Origin of the sequence: Winogradskyella psychrotolerans RS-3 (genome assembly GCF_000427335.1) — a bacterium.
In the GTDB taxonomy this organism is placed as follows: domain Bacteria; phylum Bacteroidota; class Bacteroidia; order Flavobacteriales; family Flavobacteriaceae; genus Winogradskyella; species Winogradskyella psychrotolerans.
In genome coordinates, this window is the sequence record NZ_ATMR01000004.1 from 1 (window position 1) to 8,960 (window position 8,960).

Annotated in this window: 7 protein-coding genes and 1 pseudogene; 6 read left to right on the plus strand and 2 right to left on the minus strand. The window is 32.8% G+C overall.

What is annotated here, in order from left to right; genetic code table 11:
* Nucleotides 1–570: hypothetical protein (locus ADIWIN_RS00335; RefSeq protein ID WP_040756066.1), on the plus strand; the 570-nt coding region annotated here is incomplete at its 5' end.
* Between the two features lie 47 nt (nt 571–617).
* Here ADIWIN_RS00335 and ADIWIN_RS21010 read toward each other — a convergent pair.
* Nucleotides 618–836, minus strand: a pseudogene (locus tag ADIWIN_RS21010) (IS110 family transposase); the annotation flags it as partial.
* A 154-nt stretch (nt 837–990) separates the two neighbouring features.
* Here ADIWIN_RS21010 and ADIWIN_RS00345 point away from each other — a divergent pair.
* A complete protein-coding gene (locus tag ADIWIN_RS00345; protein ID WP_020897377.1) occupies nt 991–2,403 on the plus strand; it encodes a T9SS type A sorting domain-containing protein in 1,413 nt (470 codons plus the stop codon).
* 791 nt (nt 2,404–3,194) lie between these two features.
* The gene (locus ADIWIN_RS00350; protein ID WP_020897378.1) at nt 3,195–3,569 is read left to right on the plus strand and encodes a GreA/GreB family elongation factor; all 375 of its coding nucleotides are present in this window, start codon (nt 3,195–3,197) and stop codon (nt 3,567–3,569) included.
* A gap of 151 nt (nt 3,570–3,720) precedes the next feature.
* Here the strand turns inward: ADIWIN_RS00350 and ADIWIN_RS00355 are convergent, their stop codons facing one another.
* Nucleotides 3,721–5,871, minus strand: a complete 2,151-nt coding sequence (locus ADIWIN_RS00355) for a S46 family peptidase (protein ID WP_040756071.1) — start codon at nt 5,869–5,871, stop codon at nt 3,721–3,723.
* Nucleotides 5,872–6,221: 350 nt separating this feature from the next.
* On the opposite strand from ADIWIN_RS00355, the gene ADIWIN_RS00360 reads away from it, so the two are divergent.
* The 3 genes from ADIWIN_RS00360 to ADIWIN_RS00370 all read left to right on the plus strand — a co-directional run bounded on the left by ADIWIN_RS00360 (nt 6,222) and on the right by ADIWIN_RS00370 (nt 8,789).
* Entirely contained in the window at nt 6,222–6,623 is a 402-nt protein-coding gene (locus tag ADIWIN_RS00360; RefSeq protein ID WP_152487183.1) for a hypothetical protein, read from the plus strand.
* Nucleotides 6,624–6,780: 157 nt separating this feature from the next.
* Entirely contained in the window at nt 6,781–7,245 is a 465-nt protein-coding gene (locus tag ADIWIN_RS00365) for a hypothetical protein (RefSeq protein ID WP_020897380.1), read from the plus strand.
* 236 nt (nt 7,246–7,481) lie between these two features.
* Nucleotides 7,482–8,789: an RCC1 domain-containing protein gene (locus ADIWIN_RS00370; RefSeq protein ID WP_020897381.1), complete on the plus strand. Its 1,308-nt coding sequence runs from the start codon at nt 7,482–7,484 to the stop codon at nt 8,787–8,789.
* The last annotated feature ends 171 nt before the right edge of the window (nt 8,790–8,960 follow it).

The following is an 8,960-nucleotide window of genomic DNA, read 5'->3' on the forward strand; positions in this document are numbered from 1 at the left end:
GAAACTATGAGAAACACATCAAAATTCGTTTTACTGATTTTAACAATCACACTAACAAGTTGTGGTGCAATGGGAACTAAAACACTTTACAGAACGGAAACAAATTTCAATAAGCCGACTAAAATCGGATTTAGTCAAGTTGCGAACGAGGATATTATGGACAAAATAGTAAAAGAAAGTGCAAAAATATATGACAGCACAATGACAAACCAACTTGCTACTCAAAACATAAAGTCTGATAAAATATTTGTAGAAAATTTTGACGGATTTGAAAGCGTAAAAGTAGATGAAATTAAAAACCTTTGTGCTGACAATCAATTAGACGGAATGATATTTACTCAATTAAAGTTTTTGAACGTAAAGTATAGCAGTATGTTTATTCCTATTGGAGTTAGTGAAGACACGGAAGTGGAAATGCAATATTATGATGCGAATGGAAATTTATTATTGCACACAAAACATAACACTCATATGGGAAATTCCTATTGGGATTTTCCATCCGCCGATAAAACTGTGACAGACGGCACGAAAGGAGCTTTAGGTCGAATAATTAAAGAAATTATGAAATAAAAACTGCTTACAACAAAGTACTGTGGCAACAAACAAGTAAAAACGCATTAATTTTTAATTAAAGTACTTTTATAATTTTCTTCATATATTAATCCTGTTTTAACTATTGCAAAGGCCTGTTTTAGTAGTTTATTACACACTGCAATTAATGCTAATTCTTTGCGCTTTCCTTTAGCTACGATTCGCCTGTAAAGATATCGGCAAGCCTTGTTTTGTTTACAAGCATTAAGACTGCACATAAAGAATAAGTTTCTCATTTTCTGATTTATAGATTGTCCTAGGCCACTTACGAAAACCCTAATGGATTTTCTATTAGGGTTATATTTACTAACTTTCGTGCTTAATCTCGCAACGCCCGAGCGCAATGAGCAGGCGATGCATACCATAACCAAATCTATCAATCATAAAAACCTACAAAAAATGAAAATCTCTACAGGTATTATTCTATTACTCTTACCATTCTTTGCTTTATCTCAAATAACGCTTAATCAAACCGATAATTTTGAAGATTACACGACTAAGAACTGGACAAAAGGAGATAATTCAGTATTACCAAATCAAAACATTTTAACTGATGGTCCTGATGGCGTAGATGATAACTTTCTAAGAGTACAATCAAATGGTGGAATCGGGGCAGATTCTAAATTAGTAACATTCAATAATGCACAATGGCTAGGGGATTGCAATGCTGCTGGAGTGACTTATATTTCTATGGATGTTAGAAATTCGGGGTCAGAAATCATTTTATTACGATTAGCTTTTGAAGGATTTTCGACTAGTCGACGATATAGTTCTACCAATCCCATTGCTGTTATACCAGGACAAGGTTGGCAAACCATTGTATTTCCAATTGATGAAAATTCACTAACCAATATTACGACTTCTGGTCTTGGGTACAATAGTACTTTCGATGATGTTAGAGGGTTTCGTATTCTTCACAATGACGTACCAAGTTGGGACGGAGATCCTATTGAGGCTATATTAGATATCGATAATATTGAGGCCAGAAATGATGATATGGGTTTAGCTGACCTAGGTGAACCTAAAATAGCTTTAAATCTAATTGATAATTTTGAAGGTGTTACTACTGAAAATTGGACAAAAGGAGATAATTCAACATTACCAAATCAAAACATTTTAACTGATGGTCCTGATGGCGTAGATGATAACTTTTTAAGAGTAGAATCAAATGGTGGAAACGGCGCAGATTCTAAATTAGTAACATTCAATAATGCACAATGGCAAGGGGATTATAATGCTGCTGGTGTGACTTATATTTCTATGGATGTTAGAAATTCTGGTTCATCTATAATTATATTAAGATTGGCTTTTGAAGGATTTTCGTCTAGTCGAAGATGGAGTTCTACCAACCCTATTGCAGTTATCCCAGGGCAAGGATGGCAAACCATTGTATTTCCTATTGATGAAAACTCATTAACTAATATTACGACCTCTGGCCTTGGTTACAATAGTACTTTCGATAACGTTAAAGGATTCCGTATTCTTCATAATGACACACCTAGTTGGGATGGAGATCCTATTGGCGCTACATTGGATACCGATAATATCCAAGCAAGAAATGAAACTCTGAGTATAGTTAATATTGAAGAACCTACACAACAAATTAAAGTGTATCCTAATCCATCAGCGGACTTTATTCAAGTCAACGGTATGTCAGAGGAGTTTGAATATTCTATTTTCGACATCACTGGTAAAGTCGTGATCAAAGGACAATCTAAAAATCAAAATCGTGTTGATATTAGCAACTTAATTAAAGGAACCTATTTTATAAATATAGAGTCTTATAGTACGTTTAAGTTTCTTAAAAATTAAACAGGACTACCAAAAATAGAGATATATAAGAATAAGCAGAGCGAACAATAGCTAAAAGCCATTGTTTGCTCTGCCTTGTTTAAAACCATAATACACGAATTTTATATTCGGTTTTTATGTATTAAATTAGGTGCTTAAATTCCGTAACTAATGAGACATTAACACTTTGACATTTATTGGTAGAACATACTAGAATTAAAAAAAGCAAAAATGATTAAAAGAAACCTCAGCACCATTCACTAAAAACAGACTACAAAACAAAGCAATCTGAATTTTTAAATCGTTTTTACACAAGAAATCTTATCCCGATATATGGTGTGATGACACGATGTATTATATTTAGATAACGAGTTATCAGTAATCTATAAAAATCGTTCGATTTTAAAAACATGACACCTTCTATTAAATCTTTTAAAGACTTGCTTTTTAATTTACCTAAGCAGCTTTAAAATTGTAAGTATTGAATATAATCATTAGCTTTGTAAATCGTTAATTTTAATACAAATGACTGCATTTCACTTTCTATACATTGAAAAAGATACTTTAGGGATCGCGCCGTCATTATCTTATTTGCATGACGATATTTTTTTGAAAAATTCTAAAGAATTCATTAATTAATCCCTGTTACGACTCAAAACAGGGCTACAATTTATTATTCTCAAATTTTAATCTTATTTTCTTCTTAACACGACGTTAGCACTCAAAAACAGGAGCTCAATATATGGCACACTATTTTGAATGACTGAGTCACAACGACATAGTTTTAAGACGGAAGTTCAAAAAAAAATAGTATGTCAAAAAATGTAATTTTAACAACCGGAATATACGATATGATTAAAGATCATGTTCGAAGAAAAAAGGTAACTAAACAAGAAGAAGAACTATTACTTCTAGAATTAAAGGACGCCAAACAGGTCCTTAGACGCGACTTGCCAAATGATGTTGTTACGGTAAATAGACGTGTAAAAATTAAAGATTATACGGAAAACAAAGAAAAAGAATATACGTTTGTGGCGACCACTAAAACAAACAATAAAAAAGGAAAACTATCTATTTTATGTGATGTTGCTGTTGCCACAATTGGTAGACAAGTAGGCGATATTATCAATTGGCCTTTTAAGGATGGGGAAAGAAAACTAGAAATTTTAACCGTTGAAAATATTTAATCTTCAGCATTAAGAAATAGAGTCTTTGTTTTAATAACACGAAGGCTCTTTTTAAATACAAAAACAAGCCTCAATATAGTTGACTAAAATTTACCACAAAAAAAGCGACCTGAATTTCAGGTCGCTTTTTTATTATTTATGGTTTCTTGTATTACTTAGTGGTAATAATCGTTAACTCATCAACAATATGTTTGGCATTAGAGTACTTATCAATTAACCAAAGTACATATCTAATATCCACGTTAATGGTACGTTGTAAATCTTTATCAAAGATAACATCACCAGCCATCGCTTCAATGTTACCATCAAACGCTAAACCAATTAATTCTCCTTTTCCATTTACTACTGGTGAACCAGAATTTCCACCTGTAATATCATTATCGGTTAAGAAGTTTACAGACAATTCACCACGCTCATTAGCATAACGACCGTAATCTTTCTTTTCGTAGATATCTAACATGCTTTGGTCTAAATCAAACTCACTATCATTTGGCTTGTACTTTTTAATCATGCCTTTAAATGTAGTATAATTGTTCACTTTAGCATCATTTCTTTTATCTGCTGGTAACGCTCTCACTTTTCCGTAAGATAATCTTAAGGTAGAATTCGCATCAGGATATTGAATATCACTTAATCCAGATTCGCGCAACCCTTTTACTAATAATCGGAAAGACGCTTCAAAATCATTTTCTGGCTGCTCTAATGCTTCCGGACTTTCTCTATACTTATCTAATAATTGATTAGATAATTTAAACATTGGGTCATTCTCTAAAATGGCTTCATCAGGGTATTGTAAAAAGGCTAAAGCTCCTTCTTTAGAAGAAAATAAACTTAAATCAAAAATAGCATTGGTGTAGGCTGTAAAATCATTGTCATTTTTTTGTCCTAATTCAGCTACCAATTCTGGTAAAGAATAATTAGATTTTGAAGCCAACAATCCTAATTGTTTCGCTAAAATTTCTTTCTCTAAAGGCAAGTGGTAATCTTCATAAGAACTCTCTATAAACGCTTCTAATCTTGGTAAAAGGTTTGCACGTTCTGCTTCATTAGCACCAACATACTGCTTTAAAGCCGATCCTACTCTATAAGGTAAAACTGCAAATTTACTAGAACGTAAAATGCCTAATAAGTAATTCGTTTGTTTTGCTTTTTCGTTTGTTAAGCTATAATAGGTATTGATATTTGAGATCACATCTCCGTACATCGCTTTGTTAGCTTTCTTATTGGCCCATTTGTTAAACTTAGCTTCCGTTTTGCTCTTTTTCTCTACGGTTTTGTGCTGCGTTAAAGCATCAATCATTCCTGCTCTATTTTTCCAATAGTTAGCAATACCTGCATAACCAGAAGCGTACATAAGGTTTACAGATTCGTCTGCATCCATGTATTTCTTCATCACGTCCATGCTTAATTTTGAGCCTTCAACCCAAGCAGGATAAGCGAATTTTACATTTTGCTCTACTCCTTGCGCTGGCATCCAACGGTTAGTACGACCAGGATAGCCTAAGATCATGGCGAAGTCGTTTTCCTCTACGCCATCAATATTAACAGGTAAATGGTATTTTGCTTTTAAGGGTACATTGTCTGTAGAATAGTCTGCAGGATTTCCTTCGGCATCAGCATAAACTCTGAATAATGAAAAATCACCAGTATGTCTTGGCCATTCCCAGTTATCCGTGTCTCCACCAAACTTACCTACATTTTCTGGAGGTGTTCCTACCAAACGTACATCTTTATAATCTTCGTAAACAAAGTAATAAAACTCATTACCTTGGTAAAACGAACGCACAGAAACGGTGTATTTACCACCTTCGCTATTTTCTTGTTCTATTTTAGCAATTTCTTTGTTAAGTGCTGCGCTACGTTCTTTTTCGCTCATGCTATCATTAACTTGCGCTAACATACGTTTAGACACGTCGTCCATTCTTACAAAAAAGCGAACATATAAACTTTCTGGCTTCATTTCTTCTGCCAAAGAACCTGCCCAATAGCCATTTTTTAAATGGTTTTGTTCTGCTGTAGATAATTCTGCAATAGCATCATAACCACAATGGTGATTTGTTAAGACCAATCCACTATCTGAAACGATACTAGCTGTACAGCCACCATTGAATTGCACAATAGCATCTTTTAAACTTTGGTTGTTAACACTGTAGATTTCTTCGGGAGTTAATTGTAAACCCATTTTTTGCATGTCGCGATGATTTAAACGCTCTATATGCATTAGAAACCACATACCTTCATTCGCCATTACGGACGAAAATGAAATAATAAAGGCAATAATTGTAAGGGAAATTTTCTTCATGTTTATTGTTTTGAATATGGCCATAAAAATACTGAATTTTAAGCGCGATTTAAACCTACTAATATGTTAAAACAGTGTTATTATTAAGTTTTTTATAAACTTAAAGAGCCTAAGTTTATTAGCGCCATTGAATTACTGATACTGTTTATTTTTTATGAAATAAAAATACGTGACTTTACGTATATAAGATTAATTAATTTTAGGTAATTTTAAAACCGAACAAAACATATAAACTACTGATATCGGGAAAATAGGATGAGATATGGAATGTGTTTTGATTTATATAACGAGTTGTGTGTAAGCTGAAGAAAATTATGAACTTTAAAATAAAAATCGGAATTGCATTCGTTTTGACCATTTTTGCGAATGTCGTATTTGGACAAAAGGATTCACTAAATACTGATTGGAATAAAATAATTGTCGGTAAGTGGGTGAATAAAATTGACCGAACCTTAGACGGAAAAGAATACGCAGGATTAAGTTGCCGAGATACAATTCAATATATATCAAATGGTAAATACATATCAAAACAGTGCGTCTGGAATGAAACTGGAAAGTGGAAACTATCTGAAAAAGGAGATAAAATAATCCATTTTGACATCGACAATGAATACTGGAAAAAGGAATTAGGAACTGACGATTTAGGAGAAGCTAATTGTAAAATAATCTCATTAACCGAATCGGAACTAGTAACCCAATTATTCAGTGAAGATGTCGGAGAAATACATCAATATTATATCAGACTGGAATAAAAGCCTACACACAACACCGTGTATAATTAATTGCTATGTTCTTCTCTACTTGCGAATATTCCTGCGGAATATTCACGGGTTCGTAAAAGTTTACTAAATTAGTTGCTTAACCACGCAACTAACCATACACAACAACGTTGTACGTAATGTGAACAAAATGAGAAACTTCCTTCTTTTATTAATGTTTTTGACTTTTTTGTATTGTGATTCAAATAACCAAATTGAACTTGACGGAAATTGGATAATAACTGAAATGACTTACGATAGCGAAAGTGTATATCCAAAAACTCTGAATCAAACAATCCGAATTATTTATGCTGGATATGAAAATTCTGAAAGTATAACTTTTAAGGTGTCTGACTCAACTATAACCCTTCCTGGATTTGAATCAGAGCATTTAAAAACAGAATTCACTTTTGAGAAAGGAAAACTAAAAATCAACTCTAATCACTCAAACTCTGAATCGAAATTAACAAATAAAATTTTTAACGGTACTTACGATTGGACTTTTTCGAATATAGAAAAAACATTGAAATTGAAATCGGATAAAACTTATATAAATATGATAAGTCAAGAAAAAATTATAAGTGATGCGGTTGACAAAGTATTTAATGGATTATAAAACACTACGTACAACACAGTATTAAAATAATTGCTATTTTAGGCTTAACCAAAGGTCGTTGAACTTTTGTTATGTCTGAATTTCCTTCGGAAATTCCTCGCACACAAACCCGCAACTATCCTTATTCATAAACGGTAGCAATGCTGCTCGTGAAAAAATAACGAATGAGTTTGAAAAGAATATATCAATGAAGAAAAACTTAATATTACTTTATTTTTTTAATTGCAAGTCATTCAATGTATGCTCAATGTTGGCAATCAATTTCTGCTGGACATTATCATACTATTGCCATTAAATCTGATGGAACTTTATGGGCTTGGGGTGGAAATTTCGCAGGTCAAATAGGTGATGACTCAACAATTAACAAATCACTTCCAGTTCAAATCGGGATGGATAATGATTGGATAAAGTTAGCAGCTGGCGATTATCATAATTTAGCAATAAAATCAAATGGAACTTTATGGAGTTGGGGAAGTAATTATTATGGTCAATTAGGTGATGGAACAAATATAAATAGATTAATTCCTATACAAATTGGAAATTCATCAAATTGGTCAACTATTATTGCAGGAGACCATCATAGTCTTGCAATAAATTCTAATGGTCAATTATGGGCTTGGGGTAGAAATAACTCTGGACAACTTGGAAACGGAAACACTATTAACGGCAATATTCCATACCAAGTTGATAATGATTCAAATTGGCGATCAATTGGTGCTGGTTATGCCCATAGTATTGCATTAAAATCAAATGGAACATTATGGGCTTGGGGTTCAAATTTTGCAGGGCAATTAGGAAATGGCAACTCTACAGATAGTCTTTTACCAATTCAAATTGGATTAAGTTCGGATTGGCAAAGTATTGATGCCGAAGACTACCATTCGTTAGCAATAAAATCAAATGGAACATTATGGGCTTGGGGTTGGAACAATCCTGCTTTTTTTGTAAATAACGGAGTTGATTACTTATATATTCCGACACAAATTGGAACAGATAATGACTGGAAATCAATTAAAACAGGTCAATATCACGCAATAGCACTCAAATTGAATAACACTTTATGGTCTTGGGGAAGCGGTTCTTATGGACAATTAGCACACGGAACAAATACTCATACATATCCACCTACTCAAATAAATAATTTGGCAAATTGGCAAACAATTGCTTGTGGAGATTTATTTACTTTAGCTGTAAATACTGATGGTAATTTATGGACTTCTGGTAATAATATTAGTGGTCAACTAGGTGATGGAACTACCACAGATAAAACAAATCTTACTCAAGTAAATTGCACATCTCTAGGCCTAAATAACGTACAACATAAAAGCATTTCAGTTTTTCCAAATCCAACGAATGATTATATTAATATTTCAAATGGAATTAATATTGAAAAAATAATTATAACTAATGTTTTGGGCAAAATAGTTTTTGAAACTTCTCAACATTTGTCTAAAGTAAACGTTGAGTCATTTCAATCTGGAATTTATATCTTAAACATATATATCAATGATAAAAAATATAATATTAAATTCATAAAAGAATAAATATGTACTGCTACCAACACCGTATATAATTTATTGCTAGTTCTAGCCTACTTGCCAAAATCCTAGCGGATTTTCTTGGTCGGTAATTATTTGCTAACTTAGGTGCTTGAAACACGCAACAAACCATATACAACAACGTTGCCACCAATTATGACTCGTCCTGAATAAGGG

Bases quoted from the DNA above. Each gene is read 5' to 3' on its own strand.
- ADIWIN_RS00345 (WP_020897377.1), top strand. From the start codon at position 991: ATGAAAATCTCTACAGGTATTATTCTATTACTCTTACCATTCTTTGCT.
- ADIWIN_RS00350 (WP_020897378.1), top strand. From the start codon at position 3,195: ATGTCAAAAAATGTAATTTTAACAACCGGAATATACGATATGATTAAA.
- ADIWIN_RS00355 (WP_040756071.1), bottom strand. From the start codon at position 5,871: ATGAAGAAAATTTCCCTTACAATTATTGCCTTTATTATTTCATTTTCG.
- ADIWIN_RS00365 (WP_020897380.1), top strand. From the start codon at position 6,781: ATGAGAAACTTCCTTCTTTTATTAATGTTTTTGACTTTTTTGTATTGT.
- ADIWIN_RS00370 (WP_020897381.1), top strand. From the start codon at position 7,482: ATGTATGCTCAATGTTGGCAATCAATTTCTGCTGGACATTATCATACT.